Here is a 16,912-nt window from a genome sequence, read left to right on the forward strand (position 1 = left end):
TTGAAAATTAGCTACATCGGTATGAAAACCGAAGAAGTACCCATCAAATCGGGTATAATGAAGATTGTTTTAAAATCAGATTCGGAAGTTTTGCAGGAAGTGGTTGTAACGGGTATGACAAAAGTCGATAAACGTCTTTTTACCGGTGCGGCGGATCAACTGAAAGCAGCCAATGTGAAACTGGACGGTATGGCTGATATAAGTCGAGGTTTGGAAGGGCGTTCGGCAGGTGTTTCTGTACAGAATGTATCAGGAACGTTTGGTACAGCTCCTAAAATCCGTGTGCGTGGTGCTACTTCCATATATGGTAATTCAAAACCTTTATGGGTGGTGGATGGTGTTATTATGGACGATGTGGTAGAAATCGGTGCCAATGATCTTTCTTCAGGTGATGCCACCACGTTGATAAGTTCCGCTATTGCAGGTTTAAATTCGGACGATATTGAAAGTTTCCAGATATTAAAAGACGGTTCTGCCACTTCTATCTATGGCGCGCGAGCTATGGCGGGGGTTATCGTCGTAACAACCAAAAAAGGTCAGGCAGGGAAGAGTTCGCTCAATTATACAGGTGAGTTTACTACTCGTCTGAAACCTTCTTACAGTACTTTCAATATCATGAATTCTCAAGATCAGATGGGTATTTATAAAGAATTGCAGGATAAGGGTTGGTTGAACCTGTCGAGTACTTATCGTGCTGCCAATAGCGGGGTATATGGTAAGATGTATCATTTAATCAATACTTATGATCCTGCTACCGGGCAGTTTGGCCTGATGAATACTCCATTGGCTAGAAATGCTTATCTGCGTCAGGCTGAATATCGTAATACTGACTGGTTTGATTTGTTGTTCAGCAATTCCATCATGATGAACCATTCTGTCAGCTTGTCAACCGGTACGGAGAAATCAAACTCCTATATATCCGTAAGTGCCATGACAGATCCGGGTTGGATGAAAGGTACCAATGTTCAACGCTTTACTGCGAACCTGAATTCAACTTACAATATCAATAAGGATCTTGCTTTGACAGTAATCGGAAACGCGTCTTATCGTAAGCAGAAAGCTCCCGGAACTATTGGGCAGACCCGTGACGCTGTATCCGGTGAAGTGTCCCGCGGATTTGATATCAACCCTTATTCCTATGCGCTGAATACTTCAAGAACATTGGATCCTGACGAATATTACACACGCAATTATGCTGATTTTAATATATTTAATGAGTTGCAGACGAATAGCATCAACTTGAACGTAGTTGATATGAAGTTTCAGGGAGAGTTGCGCTGGAAACCTGTGATGGGCTTGGAGTTGAGTGCTTTGGGGGCTGTTAAATACAATTCTTCGTCACAGGAGCATAAGATACGTGAAAGTTCAAACCAGGCGATGGCCTATCGGGCTATGGATGATGCTACGATGCGTGATGCTAATAATTGGCTGTATACAGACCCAGATGTTTTGAACTCTCTTCCTTTCAGTGTATTGCCAAAGGGAGGTTTTTATAACAAGACTGATTATCGTATGTTCAGTTATGATTTTCGTGCATCCGCTACTTGGAACAAGGTTTTTAATGATGACCATATCCTGAGTCTTTTTGCCGGTTTGGAGGCGAAAGCGCAGGATCGTTCCAATAATGATTTCCAAGGTTGGGGAATGCAATATGAGAACGGTGAAATCCCTTATTTTGACTACCATGCGTTTAAAAAGATGCGTGAGGGAAATTCAAACTATTATAACCTGAAGAATACAAAAAGCAGGACTGTTGGTTATTTTGCCAATGGTACTTATTCTTATCAAGGACGTTATAGCATAACCGGAACATTCCGTTATGACGGCTCCAACCGTTTGGGGAAAGCCCGTTCAGCGCGTTGGTTGCCCACGTGGAACGTAGGAGGAGCATGGAATGCCCATGAGGAAAGATTCTTCAAAAAGCTACAACCGGCATTTTCGCATTTCACACTCAAGGCGTCTTACAGCCTTACGGCTGATGCAGGTCCTACGGATGTAACCAACTCGTATGTCAACATTAATAGTTTCACCCCGTGGCGGCCAAGCGCATCTGTCGGTGAATCGGGACTGAAAATCGTTGAGCTGGAGAACGGTGGGCTGACTTATGAAAAGAAACATGAATTGAATGTCGGAGTTGATTTAGGCTTTCTGGATAATCGTATCAATGCAGAACTGGCATGGTACAAACGTGACAATTATGACCTGATAGGTGCTGTGTTAACACAAGGAGTAGGAGGGGAGACCCGTCGTAACGCCAACCTTGCCTCTATGAAATCTCATGGTTTCGAGTTTTCACTTTCCACACGTAATATCGTGACGAAAGATTTCCAATGGACAACGGATTTTATTTTCGGTTATAGTAAAACCGAGATTACAGACTTGAAATCGCAGACAAATGTGTTTAACCTTGTCACCGGTTATGGTCAGCGTGAAGGCTATGATTGGGGAAGTATCTTCTCTATCCCGTTTGCCGGACTGGATGCCGACGGATATCCCACTTATATGTGGAATGGCAAGTTGATTAATAAGACAAATTATGGCGATATTAACTTCCAACAGGTGGAAGATGTGGATTTCCTGAAATACGAAGGTCCCAGAGACCCTACGATAACCGGTAGTTTTGGAAATGTGTTTGCTTTCAAGAATTTTAAGCTAAATGTTTTCATTACTTACTCGGCGGGAAATAAAGTTCGTCTGGAACCACAATTCTCTAATAAATATGATGACTTGGATGCTACTCCGAAAGATTTCAAGAATCGCTGGATGATACCGGGTGATGAGAATGTGACGAATGTTCCAGTGATACCGAATGCACGTGATAATAATAAATATAGCAACTTGAAGGTGGGATACAATGCTTATAATTATTCGGATGCACGCATTGCCGATGGTGGATTTGTCCGCATGAAGGAGATTTCTTTATCCTATGATTTTCCGCAGTCAATGCTGGGCAATCAGAAGTTGGTCAAGGCTCTTTCGCTGAAAGTACAAGGTACTAACTTGTTTTTGATTTATTCAGATTCCAAGTTGAACGGACAAGATCCGGAGTTCTTTAATTCGGGCGGTGTGGCTGCGCCTGTGCCTAAGCAGTTTACATTTACGGTAAGAGCAAGTTTCTAATAAAAAACAGTGAATAATTATGCGAACAAAAAATATATTATTATCATTTCTGCTTACAATAGCGCTGGGGAGTCTATCTTCTTGTGACAGTTTTCTTGATACAATGCCGGATCAGCGGACTGATGTGGATACTTCTGATAAAGTGAGGGATTTGCTGCTGTCTGCATATTCCACTCTTCATCCGACACTCATGTTTGAGTTTATGTCCGATAACTATGAGGATAATGGAGATGGATATAGTAACACTAATAATCTGGTTGAAGAATCTTATTATTGGAAGGATGCCATAGAATCTGACTGGGATTCGCCACAGGAGGTTTGGGATGCAAATTATAAAGCTATTGCCGCTGCCAATCAAGTATTGGAATCTATTGATGAATTAGGAGATCCCGAATCATGCCGTGCTTATAAAGGCGAGGCTCTGTTGTGTCGTGCATACGGGCATTTTCAGTTGGCTAACACCTTTTGTATGGCATACAATGAACAAACAGCCGCTACTGAACTGGGCATTCCTTATATAACTTCTCCTGAGAAAGAAGTGGGAGTTGTATATGACAGGGGGACGTTGAAAGAGGTATATGAGAAGATAAACGCGGATATTGAAGAAGCTTTGCCATTGATAGAAGCCGCGAGGTTTGATGTTCCGGTTTACCATTTTAATGCGAAAGCTGCCTATGCGTTTGCCGCCCGTTTCAATTTGTTTTATGGCAAAGATTATGATAAAGTGATTCGTCTTGCTACACAGGCTATTGGTACTGACCCTACCTCCGTGTTGAGAGATTTGAATGGTTATGATAAGTTTACTACCGGTAAGGAGTGGACATACGGCTATATTAATAAAGATGAACCTGCTAATCTGCTATTGATAACCAACCGTTCTTTTTTCGGCCGTGTCCATAATAAAAGATATGGGATAACGAACGCCATCATGCGTTCGCAACTGGTTTGGTCAAATTTCCCAGGCAACACACAACTCAAAGTATATAATACAGTATTCCATTATGATTATGTGTCTTATTTGGTACCTAAGATGCAGGAGATCTTTGAAGTGACTAACCAAGTGGCTCAGACAGGTCAGCCTCATGTGGTTGTACCTGCATTTACCACGGACGAAACGCTGTTGTGCCGTGCTGAGGCTTATATCTTGAAGAAGGAATACGATGCTGCGGCTACTGATTTGTCGTATTGGTATAAGAAGAAAGGCGTATCGGGGTGTACTGCTGACGAGATTGCCGATTTTTATAAGGCAAGCAGTGCTGAAACGAATGCCAAACCGTTGAATACTGGTGTTGCTTATGATGAGAAGCAAACGAATATGTTGTATGCTGTATTGCATGCTCGTAGAGTGGAAGGTATCCATGAAGGAGTACGTTGGTTAGATATAAAACGGTATGGCATAGCTATCAAGCATATTATTTATGGTAGTTCGCCCATTGTTCTGGAATCAGGTGATTATCGCAAAGCCATTCAGATTCCTTCTCAGGTTCTGGCTGCTCCGGGCAATATGACTCCTAATCCGAGATAAATTCATTAACAAAGTAAAATATAACTATTATGAAATATACATATCTGTTTTTCTTATGGCTGTTCTTTACCGGTCTGTTTGTTTCTTGTCAGGAAGACGACTTGAATAGTACCAGTATCTTCGATGATGGTCTGGAGACTGAAAAGAATGCACTTGATATCTGGATAGAGAAAAATTACCTGTATCCTTATAATCTTGACTTTAAATACAGGATGGAAGATATAGAGTCTTCTTTGAGTAATAATCTGGTGCCGATAGATTATGATTTGGCTATTCAGATGGCGCGGATAGTAAAACATGTCTGGTTTGAGGCATATGATGAAATCGGAGGCATTAGTTTCACACGTATGTATGCTCCGAAGGTGATTCATCTCATCGGTTCAAGGCAGTGGAATCCCAATGGGACTATTACTTTGGGATATGCCGAAGGCGGACTGAAAGTTACGCTCGTAGGTGGCAACTGGCTCGATCCCACTGATATTCCTGATATGAACGAGATGTACTTCAAGACCATGCACCATGAGTTTGCCCATATTCTTCATCAGACGAAGAATTATCCGACGGAATATAATAGCCTAAGTGAAGGACATTATTCACCTTCCGGTTGGAATAATCGCCATAATATGGCTGATTATGCGCCATTCGGCTTCGTCACTGCTTATGGAAGCAGTGAGCCGGGAGAAGACATTGCCGAAGTGACGGCTTGTTACTTGACATGGACTCCGGAGCAATGGACTCAATTGAAAGCAGGAGCCGGTAATGAAGGTTGGAGCATTATTCAGCAGAAGATTACCATCATGAAGAAGTATATGAAAGATAATTATGGCATTGATATGGATAATCTTCGTTCTACTATTGACAGGAGATGTACAGAACTGCAAACGATGGATTTGACAGAACTTCCCGATTAGTTTACATATAACAAATACGAATCATTATGAGAAGAAATATTATATATATAACGTGTTTAATCATCGCAGGATTATTGCAATCTTGCACCAATGAAGTGGACGACCTTTTTGACAGCTCGGCACAGCAACGAATGAATGAAGAAGTCAAGGCTTGCAGGGAGCTTCTTGCCAGTTCCGAACTAGGGTGGAAACTCGACTATTATCCTTCTGCTAAACAAAGTTATGGCGGCTACGCCATGACCGTCAAGTTTGATGAGACTCACGTGACGGCAGCTTCTGAAATAACTGGTGATCCAGCCGTTACGATGTCCAGTCTTTATTCCCTGAAATCGGACATGGGACCCACATTGAATTTTGATACTTACAACCCAATCTTGCACTTCTTTGCTGACCCTGATAATTCAGCCGGTGCAGGTTTGGGTAAAGGGTATGAGGGTGATTATGAGTTTATCATTCAGTCACGTTCGGAAAACGAAATCGTCCTGAAAGGGAAAAAAACAAAGAATATCATGAAGATGACCCGTCTCACAGAACCGAGTGAGGATTATCTAGCTTCTGTAATGGCTACCGAAGCGAAGATAGCATCCATTGTGGGAATATTGGGATATACCGGCAAACTGAACGGGCAAGATGTATCTATATCAATTCCTGCTGATCGCCGGATGAATATTCAAATAGGCGGAGAATCATTGACTACGACAGGTTTTATGTATACTGCCAATGGGATCCGGTTCTATCAGTCGGTGATGGTAGGAGGGAAGGAAGTCAGCTCTTTGCAGTGGTCGGAAACCGGACAGACATATGTGTCGGATGATGGTCCGTTTGTTTCTGTGCCCGATCCGGCTTATACCAAATACGAGCGGTTCTTGGGAGAGTATACCATGAAATACAATTATGGTAATACGCCAAGAGAAGTGCCCGTTAACTTGAAATCTCTGAAATATTCGGCATCTGAAAAAACATATGAAGTAGAAGGGTTGCCGTTCCCGCTGGTTATATTCTATAATGTGGAAAAAGATTGTATGGAGATTCTTACTTATAGTACAGGACAATGCAACGTTGCCATGTGGGAGGTTATAGGAAACGGTAATTTGAGTTGGGGAGCAGGTCTTGGAATGATCGGTCAGTTGAAGGAAGATACGGATAATGTCTATGAGTTTGTTGATAACGGTGTGTGGGGTACCTATATTGCTCGCGCAATCATCTTGTGGAGTGCTTCCGGAGAATATAGAGGGTATGGAGGTGATACCAGATTCCAAAATATAGTCTTCATAAAGAAATGAATAATTTAAAAGCACAAGGATTATGAAAAATATATATGCTATAATGACATTGATGCTTTGCATCTTGTTTGTAGGGTGTTCGGATGACGATGGTAATGCCGGAGTGCAATTGTTGAGAGTTGTCTCTTCCGATGTGTCTTTTGATTGTAAGGGTGGTACAGGCAGCATACGTGTTGAGTCTTCTTTAGCAATCAGTGCCAGTGCTTCTGAGGAATGGTGCCAACTGTCAGTGAAAGAGAACGTCGTTGATATGACAATATCCCCTAATCTGCTGATTGGAAGTCGTTCGGCAATGGTTGTTATCCGTGCGGGGGAGGAAGAGGCACGAGTGCCGGTTTATCAGTTGGGTGATATTTTTGATACGGATATGAAGAGTACTGACTTTACCGCAAATGGTGGTGAGTTGACTTTCAGTGTGAAGTCCAATTGGAATGTCAGTTTTGAAGAGGTTGATGAAACATGGATTACTTGTACTTATTCGGCAGAGGATGAACAAGTGACCGTTAAAGCTCTTCCTTTGACGGAAGGTGGTAAGTATCGAGTGAATACGGTAAAGGTGAAATCAGGCACACATGAATTCCCTGTTACGTTTACACAGGTTAATATGGCAGGTAAATATGCTTGCTATATTAATGGCGGAAGCGGTGGCTATGGAACTTGTCTGATTGAGGAGACAGAAACAGATTTTCTCTACAAGATAACTCCTACCGGAAGCGCATACGATGCTCCATATTATGCAAAATGCAGGAACGGACAGTTTGTTATCTACTTCGGTCAATATTTGGGAGTTTCTTCCAACGCATCTTTCCCTTGCGTTTATTTATGTTCTTATGATAAAGCAGGACGGCTCTCTTGGAATACATCTATTGAATATGTTGCTCCCTTAGACGCTGTGTACTCTAATGGGCAGATGTTTCTCGTATTTGAGGACAATGGTACGTGGAGCGGGCAGAAAGTAGACGGCTTTTATTATGGATTGTTTACTGATTTATTAGAAAACGGTGGAACGACAACCGGAAATGGAATTGCTGCTGTTACCGATTTGGTTTGGCTAAAGGTTGAGGACGAATAGGTATATAAAGTAATTTGTATGGAATAATATGTTTTGAATATGTGTAAGCGAGCGCGCTTCAAACAAGCTGAATCATAAGTCCCCTTAAAGGAGATTTGGCTTACATTAATTAAGTAGAATGGCTGTCTTGTGATAAGACGGCTATTCTTATTTGTGTATATCGAATATGGTAAGTCATCAATGGTTTATACTTCTTTTTCTTACAGATTAATTGTCTATTTCTTTGTAAGAAAGAAAGTTTTTCTAATTATTGTCTTTATGGGAAAGAAAGAATTGCTAAAACAACTGATTGTTGGATTTCAAGCATCATTGCCGGTGGAGGTTTATCCTCGTGAACTCTTTTTACCTGTCGATAGCGGGAAGATTATAACCGTGCCCGGCGTGAGACGGTGTGGTAAGTCTTCTCTCTTTTTATTGTAAATAAACCAGCTTATTCGTGAACGGATTGTAACGAAGGAACAGGTACTGTTCCTCAACTTTGATGATGAACGTTTGCAACTGAATGCAGATAATTTGGATGAGATTCTCCAGGCCTATCGGGAACTTTATCCTGCGATTCCCTTGAAAGAAGTATATATGTTCTTTGATGAAGTACAAATGGCAGATGATTGGCAGCCTTTTGTACGGAGGGTTTATGAACAGGAATGCAGGCATATTTATAATGAATTGAAGTCGCAGGGAGTCAGCATTGGAAAGAATACGTTGTATGATGTGATTGTACAGACTGAGTCTATTTACCTTTTTTTCTCTTTAACTAAATATGAACCGTCGCTTGTAAAAGAGAATACAGGAGATAAGAAGTATTATTGCATTGATAATGGTTTGCGTTCCGTACTTTTGAATCCACAGAGTGAGGATAATGGAAAATTGTTGGAAAATGCTGTTTTCCTTTATTTGAGAAGAACGTTACGGATTCAGGAAGAGTTGCATTATTATAAAGGCAAAAAGGAGTGTGATTTTGTGGTTACAGAATTTGATAAAGTGACGCGATTGATACAAGTAAGTTATCAGATGGGTGATGAGGAAACCCGCAAGAGGGAAATAGACGGGTTATTGGAAGCTGCCCGGGCGACAAATTGTCAGGAACTCGTTATTGTCACAATGGAGACAGAGGCCGAGTGGAAAGAACAGGATATGCTGATTCGTGTGTTGCCAGCTTGGAAATGGATGCTGGGTTGAGGGCACCATATTGACTGTGGTACCCTCTGACTGATATAAATTATGGGGATTATAGTGAATTGCTTATTGAGTGATTTTTTTTAGAGAGTCTTTTTCGTATAATTCCCATCCAGGCTCTTTCCAGTGGTATTCCCATACAAGTGTGGCGGAAGAAATCTCTAGGATTTTCATGATATCGGGGTCTTCATAATCGTATCCCCCATCATTAGGATAATAAAAGATGAGGTGGACGGCACCATTTTTCAATTCCCATTTACCTGTTTCACCGGGAGTACTTGCTCCTTTGGAGTAGATGTTGAAAGTCATGTCGGATTTGAGTTCGTATCGTTTGCCGACGTTGTATGATGAATTGTCATCTTCACGTACTCCGTCTTCTATTTCATATCCGGTATGTTCGATGACTTCCCACATACCTGTCAACTCGTCTACTGAGCCTATGGAGTCTTCGTCGTCATCTCCACAGGAGTAAAAAGACAATGATGTCAATGCGATAGCTACACAAGTAGCTAGTTTCCAGATTGTTTTCATATCATTAATATTATTTTAATCATCATCCAGAGAAGCGGTATCTATGTTTATTCTATAAAATCTGAAAACATAGACACCGCATGAATGATATTGAAAAGGTTTGATTTTATTCTTCTACTGATTCACAGATACCAGAATGATGCGTCTGGACATGTTTGCTAGAAGTTATATCCTATGCTGATAGATAGATTCTTGTTCTTTACAGAATAACCGTCTTCTCAATATAAACAGATCTCTCCACCAACACCCGAAGGCTTTCTGCGGGAGAGTCCGTTGTAAAATTATAAAAATAAGTTTGACGATGGTAATAATGAGCAATAAACTTTCTGGAATATACTGTTTAAGTTGTTTTTTGCCCTTTATCGGGCAAATCTGTCTTGCAATACCCAAATGATAGACTATAAAGAAAACTGCCGATTTTGAGCCGGAAAGTGGTTTTAAATGAAGAAAAGCCGGAGCATAAGGCTTCGGCTTTTATATTTTCTCGAAATCTCTTCTTCGGGTAAGTCTTTATTCTTATAGGCTACAATACTTTAAACTCATACCCTTCCGCTTTCAGGAACTCGATGGAACGGGGAAGTGCATATTGCAGGTTCCCGTTGTTCCAGGACTTCAATGAGTCGTGGAAAGTGATGATAGAACCGTTGCGTACATACCGCTTTACGTTGTTCAGCACCTGTTCCGGACGCATCCGTTTACTGTAGTCACGGGTGACAAGATCCCACATGATGATGCGGTAATGATTGCGCAGCGTATAATACTGCCGGAATCCCATATGTCCGTGTGGTGGGCGGAAGAGATTCGAGTGAATAATTTCGTCCACCTTTTTGGCATTTGCCAGATAATCCGGGTTGGAATATTCGAATCCGCGGATGTGGTTGAAAGTATGGTTGCCGATACGGTGTCCGCGCTCTACCACCATCCGGTATTCGTCCGGATGTTTCCGTATATTGTCGCCTACCATGAAGAAGGTGGCCTTGATAGCATGCTTTTCCAGTACATCCAGTACCCAAGGAGTTACTTCGGGGATAGGACCGTCGTCAAAAGTCAGATAGACTGCCCGTTCGTTCGGGTCCATCCGGAAAATAGCCTGTGGATACAACGCCCGTAAAAGCCAGGGTGGTTGTTCTATAAACATTTTGTGTAGCGGTTAGTGGTTAGTCACTACTTACTCCCTTTCATTCTCGTCACATACTCGTTATATAATTGGTCGAGCTGTTCGGAGTAGTGTTTTGCGAGTTCTTCTGATTTATATTTCTCCATCAGGCGGATTTCAGCGTCAAGCAGGCTGGCGTTATATACGAAATTCTCGCCGGCGATGGAAAGCTGGTTGTCACTCAGACTGAGATACCAAAGCATGTATTCGAGCGACTTGTTGGCAAGCTCGTCGATAATCTTGTTGGCTTTCTCGTTTTCTCCCAGTTGGTAGTAAGACTCTGCCATCTGGAAGGCGCCGTTTGCCCAGTCGTACGGTACGTTGTAGGCCGGAATCATCTTTTCGGCATAGTCCAGTGCGGCAAGCGCCTTGTCCTTTTTGCCTTCCTTGATGAGCTGCCCTACAAGCTGTGTGAAGATACGACGGTGCGTGTAGCACATACGCATCACGTTCTCGTCAATGTAGATACCCGGTTTGTCGATGCCGCCGAACTTGAACTTGTTCATCAGGTTGTCGTACATCTTTTCGCTGTCTATCTTGCTGTCGAGCTTGTCCGTATCGAACGGAGTGAAGCGGTAGGCAAGACCTTCCTGCGTGAAGTGGTTGCCCATGCCGAGATGGTTCTCGCTGCCTACGGTGATTGCCATATAGATAGGACGTTCCCAGTTAGCGTTGGCAAGCATTTCGAGCATCATCAACTCACTCTTGTAGAGGGCGCGTTTCGGGTTGCCGTTGGCGTCTCTCAGGGTGATAGTCATGTATTCGGGAATGGAGTCACCCAATGCTTCCGGTATCTTCATGCCGGAGTGGCGTACGGCTTCCTTGTCTATCTTCATTACGATGCTGTCCGTAGGGATAAGCGGTAATTGTATATCCTTGCCGGACTTCTTGAGAAGCTCCTTCAACTGGTCGTTCTTGCCAAGCATCCAGCGGTTGATGATTTCCTTCAGTTCATAAGGGTTCTCGCCGAAGATGGAGTGGACGAGCGACAGTATGGTCGTGTCTCCCTGTGCAGCCAGTTCATTTGCCTGCTTGAAGTAGCTGTCGATAAGGGTTTTCATTTCCGGACGGATAGAGATATATTCATTCTGTCCTTCCACGTACTGTACACGGTCCCAGGTGATAGGCAGCGACGGAGAGTCGTAAGCCGGACGCTTCATCTGGTCGATATACCAGTCGGTTTGCAGGTAGCTCAGGTTACAGGTGCGGGCATCCGTACGGAAACCTTCCGTTTCCTGGTTGTACCACAAGGGGAAGGTATCGTTGTCACCGTTGGTGTAGATAATCGGGTTGCCCTCTTCCTGCAAAGTCATCAGGTAGTTCTGACCGAAGTCACGGGCTACGAAACGTCCGCTGCGGTCGTGGTCGTCCCAGGTTTGTCCCGCCATTTGGATGGGGACAAGCAGACAGAGGACAGATGCCAGGGCGGCTGCCGGAAGTTCCTGCATTTTGCAGTATTCACGCAGCATGCGGATGATGCCTGCCACTCCCATACCTACCCAGATGGCAAAGGCATAGAACGAGCCGGCATACGCGTAGTCTCGCTCACGCGGCTGTGCAGGTGTCTGGTTGAGGTAGAGCACGATGGCGATACCCGTCATGAAGAACAGGAAGAATACCACCCAGAATTGCTGGATACCCCGCTGGCTGTGATAAGCCTGCCAGAAGAGCCCTATCAGACCGAGAATCAACGGCAGACAATAGAACACATTGTGTCCCTTGTTATTCTTGAGATCCTGTGGAAGCAGTTCCTGATTACCTACCAGCAGGTTGTCGATGAACGGAATACCGGTAATCCAGTTGCCATGTTCTATCTCCCCAGTGCTTTGTATGTCGTTCTGCCGTCCGGCAAAGTTCCACATGAAGTAACGCCAATACATGAAATTCAACTGGTAGGAGAAGAAGAACTTGATATTCTCCCATTGGGTAGGCATATTTACCATCACCATTTCCCCGCACTGGTCGTAAGGTACGTTATAGCCTTTGATGTCCACCCATTGCTTGTAGAGCGGGGCGTGTGACGAGCTGTACATACGCGGGAAAAGCATATTCTGTGCGTATTCGTATTCGATACGTCCGGGGAGTTCGATATAAGAGTCTTTTTCGTCCGGCGAAGTCTTTTCCTTGCGGACGTACTTGCTTCCCGTTTCCGATTGGCGCGGGATGCAATAACCGTCTTTTACGTCGAGCGCCACTTTCGAGGAGAAGGCGGGGCCGTAGAAAAGCGGACGGGTTCCATATTGTTCACGACCGAGGTATTCGCCCAGCGTGAATATATCTTCCGGTGAGTTCTGATCCATCGGAGTGTTGGCGGTGGAACGGATGACGATTAGTGCGTAAGAAGAATATCCGATGACAATCATCATGGTACACAGCAGGGTCGTATTCATGGTGCGGGCGGAAATGCGCCATTTCTCTTTAATCTTGGTCTGTACGCCCGGAGCAAGATAAAGTCCCAATGCGGCAATAACCAGAATACCGATAACGATGCTGCTTGCTCCGTGACCGTAGAACGGGATACCGAGCAGGGCGATTGTCACGATAAAGGAGATAGCCATGCGCATCTTGTTCTTCTCGGTGTAGCTTTCGTACACACCCCAGATAAGGGCGGCTGCAAGGAGGAAGATATAAACTACTACGCCGGAGTTGAATGACATGCCGAGTCCGTTGACAAACAGCAGCTCGAACCAGCCGCCTACCTTCACAATGCCCGGCACGATGCCGTAGAGAACGGCGGCTACCAATACGCCGGAACCGACGAGTGCCAGTAGCGAGCCTTTCGCAGTGGCGTTCGGAGTTTTCTTATAATAGTAAACCAGCACGATGGCGGGCAGACAAAGCAAGTTCAGCAAGTGCACACCGATACTCAATCCGGTAAGGTAGGCAATGAGGATGATCCAGCGGTCGCTATGAGGTTGGTCGGCTACGTCTTCCCACTTCAGAATCAGCCAGAAAACGACTGCGGTGAACAGGGAGGAGAAGGCATATACTTCACCTTCTACAGCCGAGAACCAGAATGTGTCACTGAACGTGTAGACCAGTGCACCGACCAGTCCGCTGCCCATAATGGTGATAAGCTGTCCTTTGGTGATGTTATTTTCATCGGTGATAATCAGTTTGCGAACCAGGTGGGTGATGCTCCAGAAGAGGAACAGGATACAGGCGCCGCTCATCAGGGCACTCATATAGTTTACCATTTTCGCTACGGTGGTCACATCGGAAGCAAATTGGGTAAACAAGTTCGCCATCAGCATGAAAAAAGGTGCGCCGGGCGGGTGACCGACTTCCAGTTTGTAGCCGGTAGTTATAAACTCAGGGCAATCCCAGAAACTTGCGGTTGGTTCTATCGTGAGGCAATAGACTGTTGCCGCAATGATGAATGTAAGCCAACCCATGAGGTTGTTTACGGTTCTGTACTGTTTCATTAGCACTATGGTAGTTTATTCGTTAAAAACGCGTTATACGGGCGCAAAGATAGTGATTTACTTGTATATAGGAGAAGAAAGTAAGATTTATTAAGTATAAGGAGACGCTTTGGGTGATAATAAATCTAAATCTTCCGGCAGGTATTAACCGATAAGGTTGTCAGGTATTGCATCCTTTATGATGGTGATGCTCTCCCAAGATGCGGTGCGGCAATGTCCCGTGTCCGAGCAGTTCGATTGGGCAGTTGAAGTTCCTTTCCAACCATTCCGTAGTGACACCGGTGTCCGGATGGTAATCCAGTGTTTCGTTGACACAGGCGATAGATTTCACTTGTTGCAGCACGGTGCCGATATCGTGGCTGACGAGGATAATGGCACACTCTTTATTGATTTCAGCCAGTAACTCATAGAGACGTGCTTCAAAACGCTTGTCGATATATGTGCTGGGCTCATCCAGAATAAGCACTGAGGGGTCGGAGATAATGGCGCGTCCTAAGAGGGCACGTTGCAACTGTCCGCCGCTTAATTGTCCGATGGCACGGTGTTCGAGCCCTTCGAGTCCCATGCGGGCGATGACTTGTCCGCCTTTCTCCCTCTGTTCGGGTGTGAATCGGGATGCCAGTGACTTCTGTATGCTCAGTCCGGAGAGGATAACTTCTTCTACCGAGATGGGAAACTTCCGGTCGATGGTGCTGTATTGGGGCAGATAGCCCAGTGAAGGCTTGCAATTGAATACAATCTCCCCGCCGGTGGGCTTTAGCAGTCCCAGGATACATTTTATAAGCGTTGTCTTTCCACCGCCGTTCGGGCCGATAATACCCAGAAAATCCCGTTCGTAGACAGTAAGGTTAATGTCATGGAGAACGTTACGGCCGTCGTATCCGGCAGAAAGATTCTTTATTTCGATAATTGGCTTTGTCATTGGGCTTTCTCTGATAGTATTTTCTAATCGTTTATTTGGGGGTTCCGGCAGGAGCGAGGGCTTTGGCTACATCCAGCATCTCTTCTTCCCAGTCGTAGCTGAGCGGATTGATGGGAACAACCTTCGTTCCGGTCTGCTGCGCGATGGTTTCCGCATTGCGTTTGTCAAATTCGGGTTGGACGAAGATTACACGCACATCTTCCGCTTTACAGAGGTCTATCAGCTTTTTCAGATGGGCGGGAGAAGGCTCTTTTCCGCCTTCTTCGATAGAAATCTGATGCAATCCGTAGTCGCGGGCGAAGTAGGAGAGGGCGGGGTGATAAATCATAAAGGACTTGGCAGCTTCCGGTGCGGAGAGCTGTTGGCGAATCAGACTGTCGGTATGCTGGATACGTTGGCAGAGAGAGTCGTAACGCGCCATATAGTAAGCGTCATTGGCTTTATCCAGTTGGCTGAGGGCTTTGTAGGTGTTTCCGGCGATGATTAATGCATTGGCGGTAGAATTCCATACATGCGGCTCTACGGCGTGGATATGACCGTCGTGAGTGCCATGTCCGTGGTTGTGGTCATGGTTGCCATTATTCAGAATAAGGTCGATGCCTTTAGAAGTGTCAAATACTTGAATGTGGGGTGTGTTGTTCATCAAACGTTCCATCCAGGTCTGTTCGAAGCCGATGTATCCGATACGGAAATATGCTTTACTATCTCCCAGGGAAACAAGCTGCTGGGGGACAGGGTCGTATGTCTCCGGGCTGGAACCTTTGGGCACCATGCTGACTACCTTGAACTTGTCTCCTGCGATGGCTTCGGTGAAATAACGTTGGGGTTCGAGTGTGACGGTAATCACCGGCTTTTCTTCATCCCCGTTATTATTTTTGGACGCACGTCCTGTGCAGGCTGCCAATAGCAGGCAGGAACCGAGGAAAAGGAGCGTTCTTATATCTTTTAGTTGCTTTCTCATGGTTTTTCTTTTATTTCGAGGGTTTCTTTTTATCTTATTCTTGTTTTTACTCTTGTTTACGGGCGCGTAAAATCTCCCGTTTACCACCCGGAGGCCCCGGAAGACGTTCTACGATGAATCCGGCTGTCTGCAACATTCGTCGTACAATGCCTTTGGCGCAGTAGGTGGTGAGGATACCGTCTTTAGCTAATAAAACATAAAGGCAGTTGAATAGTTCTTGCGACCACATTTCCGGCTGCTTTTCCGGGGCGAAAGCGTCGAAGTAGACGAGGTTAAATTGAGAGTTGAGAATTGAGAATTGAGAAATGGCTGCGCTGTCATTGGTAATGTTCTCTTTCAACTCTCCATTCTCTATCCTCAGTTTATTAAAGTCCGCCTGTACTTTCCGTAGAGTGAAGTGCGGGGTTAAGTGTATTTCTTCTTCCCAGGGAGACGTGTGGAACTGTTTAAACAGTTCGATAGCTGTTTGCTGTCCGCCGTTCACCGTTACTTGTTCATCGTTTGTGACGTAGTTCAGTTGCTCTATCATCTGCCATTCCAAAGGATACAGTTCCAGTCCTGTATAGTGTACGTTCCGTCCGCTTCTTTCTGCTTCTTCGAGTGTGAGCCAGGCGTTTAGTCCTGTTCCGAAGCCTATCTCAAGGACACGTGGAGAAGTGGCGGCAGATGCTTTCAGCCCCATATCAATGAAGATATGTTGGGATTCCGTGCGTGCTCCCTTCGTTGAATGATAATGTTCATTCAATTCCGGTACAAACAGGGTGGCACTCCCGTCTTCGGTTTTCTCAATAATTCTTTCCATTACGCAATCTCTGATACCTGATAATATT

Annotated in this window: 13 protein-coding genes; 7 read left to right on the forward strand and 6 right to left on the reverse strand. The window is 44.6% G+C overall.

The genetic code is table 11. The features are described 5' to 3' along the window. The 7 genes from ACGHVY_RS15175 to ACGHVY_RS15205 all read left to right on the forward strand — a co-directional run. Positions 1-3,120, forward strand: a 3,120-nt coding sequence (locus tag ACGHVY_RS15175) for a SusC/RagA family TonB-linked outer membrane protein (protein ID WP_390599696.1), incomplete at its 5' end; no start/stop codon positions are given. 19 nt (positions 3,121-3,139) lie between these two features. Then, the gene (locus tag ACGHVY_RS15180; protein ID WP_390599697.1) at positions 3,140-4,645 is read left to right on the forward strand and encodes a RagB/SusD family nutrient uptake outer membrane protein; all 1,506 of its coding nucleotides are present in this window, start codon (positions 3,140-3,142) and stop codon (positions 4,643-4,645) included. A gap of 29 nt (positions 4,646-4,674) precedes the next feature. Further along, on the forward strand, positions 4,675-5,556 hold the full coding sequence (locus ACGHVY_RS15185) for a putative zinc-binding metallopeptidase (protein WP_308745333.1): 882 nt from the start codon (positions 4,675-4,677) through the stop codon (positions 5,554-5,556). Positions 5,557-5,582: 26 nt separating this feature from the next. Then, the gene (locus ACGHVY_RS15190) at positions 5,583-6,839 is read left to right on the forward strand and encodes a DUF4302 domain-containing protein (protein WP_308745332.1); all 1,257 of its coding nucleotides are present in this window, start codon (positions 5,583-5,585) and stop codon (positions 6,837-6,839) included. Positions 6,840-6,861: 22 nt separating this feature from the next. Further along, the gene (locus ACGHVY_RS15195) at positions 6,862-7,911 is read left to right on the forward strand and encodes a BACON domain-containing protein (RefSeq protein WP_390599698.1); all 1,050 of its coding nucleotides are present in this window, start codon (positions 6,862-6,864) and stop codon (positions 7,909-7,911) included. Positions 7,912-8,169: 258 nt separating this feature from the next. Beyond that, positions 8,170-8,331, forward strand: coding sequence for a hypothetical protein (locus ACGHVY_RS15200; protein ID WP_308745330.1), 162 nt, complete (start codon positions 8,170-8,172; stop codon positions 8,329-8,331). A 12-nt stretch (positions 8,332-8,343) separates the two neighbouring features. Then, positions 8,344-9,090, forward strand: a complete 747-nt coding sequence (locus ACGHVY_RS15205; RefSeq protein ID WP_390600939.1) for a DUF4143 domain-containing protein — start codon at positions 8,344-8,346, stop codon at positions 9,088-9,090. Positions 9,091-9,153: 63 nt separating this feature from the next. On the opposite strand, the gene ACGHVY_RS15210 is transcribed toward ACGHVY_RS15205, so the two are convergent. The 6 genes from ACGHVY_RS15210 to mnmD form a co-directional block, all read right to left on the reverse strand. Next, positions 9,154-9,618, reverse strand: a complete 465-nt coding sequence (locus ACGHVY_RS15210; RefSeq protein ID WP_308745329.1) for a lipocalin family protein — start codon at positions 9,616-9,618, stop codon at positions 9,154-9,156. A 523-nt stretch (positions 9,619-10,141) separates the two neighbouring features. Further along, entirely contained in the window at positions 10,142-10,756 is a 615-nt protein-coding gene (locus ACGHVY_RS15215; RefSeq protein WP_390599699.1) for a polysaccharide deacetylase family protein, read from the reverse strand. A 26-nt stretch (positions 10,757-10,782) separates the two neighbouring features. After that, positions 10,783-14,199: a protein O-mannosyl-transferase family gene (locus tag ACGHVY_RS15220; RefSeq protein ID WP_390599700.1), complete on the reverse strand. Its 3,417-nt coding sequence runs from the start codon at positions 14,197-14,199 to the stop codon at positions 10,783-10,785. A 160-nt stretch (positions 14,200-14,359) separates the two neighbouring features. Continuing rightward, on the reverse strand, positions 14,360-15,121 hold the full coding sequence (locus ACGHVY_RS15225; RefSeq protein WP_390599701.1) for a metal ABC transporter ATP-binding protein: 762 nt from the start codon (positions 15,119-15,121) through the stop codon (positions 14,360-14,362). 31 nt (positions 15,122-15,152) lie between these two features. Continuing rightward, on the reverse strand, positions 15,153-16,082 hold the full coding sequence (locus ACGHVY_RS15230) for a metal ABC transporter solute-binding protein, Zn/Mn family (RefSeq protein ID WP_308745323.1): 930 nt from the start codon (positions 16,080-16,082) through the stop codon (positions 15,153-15,155). A 46-nt stretch (positions 16,083-16,128) separates the two neighbouring features. Continuing rightward, positions 16,129-16,884, reverse strand: a complete 756-nt coding sequence (gene mnmD, locus ACGHVY_RS15235) for a tRNA (5-methylaminomethyl-2-thiouridine)(34)-methyltransferase MnmD (RefSeq protein WP_390599702.1) — start codon at positions 16,882-16,884, stop codon at positions 16,129-16,131. Positions 16,885-16,912: the final 28 nt, after the last annotated feature.

It is taken from the genome of Bacteroides sp. f07, from assembly GCF_042854785.1.
GTDB lineage: Bacteria > Bacteroidota > Bacteroidia > Bacteroidales > Bacteroidaceae > Bacteroides.

Excerpts from the sequence above, each read along its gene's own strand:
- mnmD (WP_390599702.1), bottom strand. The coding sequence starts at position 16,884 with ATGGAAAGAATTATTGAGAAAACCGAAGACGGGAGTGCCACCCTGTTT.
- ACGHVY_RS15210 (WP_308745329.1), bottom strand. The coding sequence starts at position 9,618 with ATGAAAACAATCTGGAAACTAGCTACTTGTGTAGCTATCGCATTGACA.
- ACGHVY_RS15195 (WP_390599698.1), top strand. The coding sequence starts at position 6,862 with ATGAAAAATATATATGCTATAATGACATTGATGCTTTGCATCTTGTTT.
- ACGHVY_RS15200 (WP_308745330.1), top strand. The coding sequence starts at position 8,170 with ATGGGAAAGAAAGAATTGCTAAAACAACTGATTGTTGGATTTCAAGCA.
- ACGHVY_RS15215 (WP_390599699.1), bottom strand. The coding sequence starts at position 10,756 with ATGTTTATAGAACAACCACCCTGGCTTTTACGGGCGTTGTATCCACAG.
- ACGHVY_RS15180 (WP_390599697.1), top strand. The coding sequence starts at position 3,140 with ATGCGAACAAAAAATATATTATTATCATTTCTGCTTACAATAGCGCTG.
- ACGHVY_RS15225 (WP_390599701.1), bottom strand. The coding sequence starts at position 15,121 with ATGACAAAGCCAATTATCGAAATAAAGAATCTTTCTGCCGGATACGAC.
- ACGHVY_RS15230 (WP_308745323.1), bottom strand. The coding sequence starts at position 16,082 with ATGAGAAAGCAACTAAAAGATATAAGAACGCTCCTTTTCCTCGGTTCC.
- ACGHVY_RS15185 (WP_308745333.1), top strand. The coding sequence starts at position 4,675 with ATGAAATATACATATCTGTTTTTCTTATGGCTGTTCTTTACCGGTCTG.
- ACGHVY_RS15190 (WP_308745332.1), top strand. The coding sequence starts at position 5,583 with ATGAGAAGAAATATTATATATATAACGTGTTTAATCATCGCAGGATTA.
- ACGHVY_RS15220 (WP_390599700.1), bottom strand. The coding sequence starts at position 14,199 with ATGAAACAGTACAGAACCGTAAACAACCTCATGGGTTGGCTTACATTC.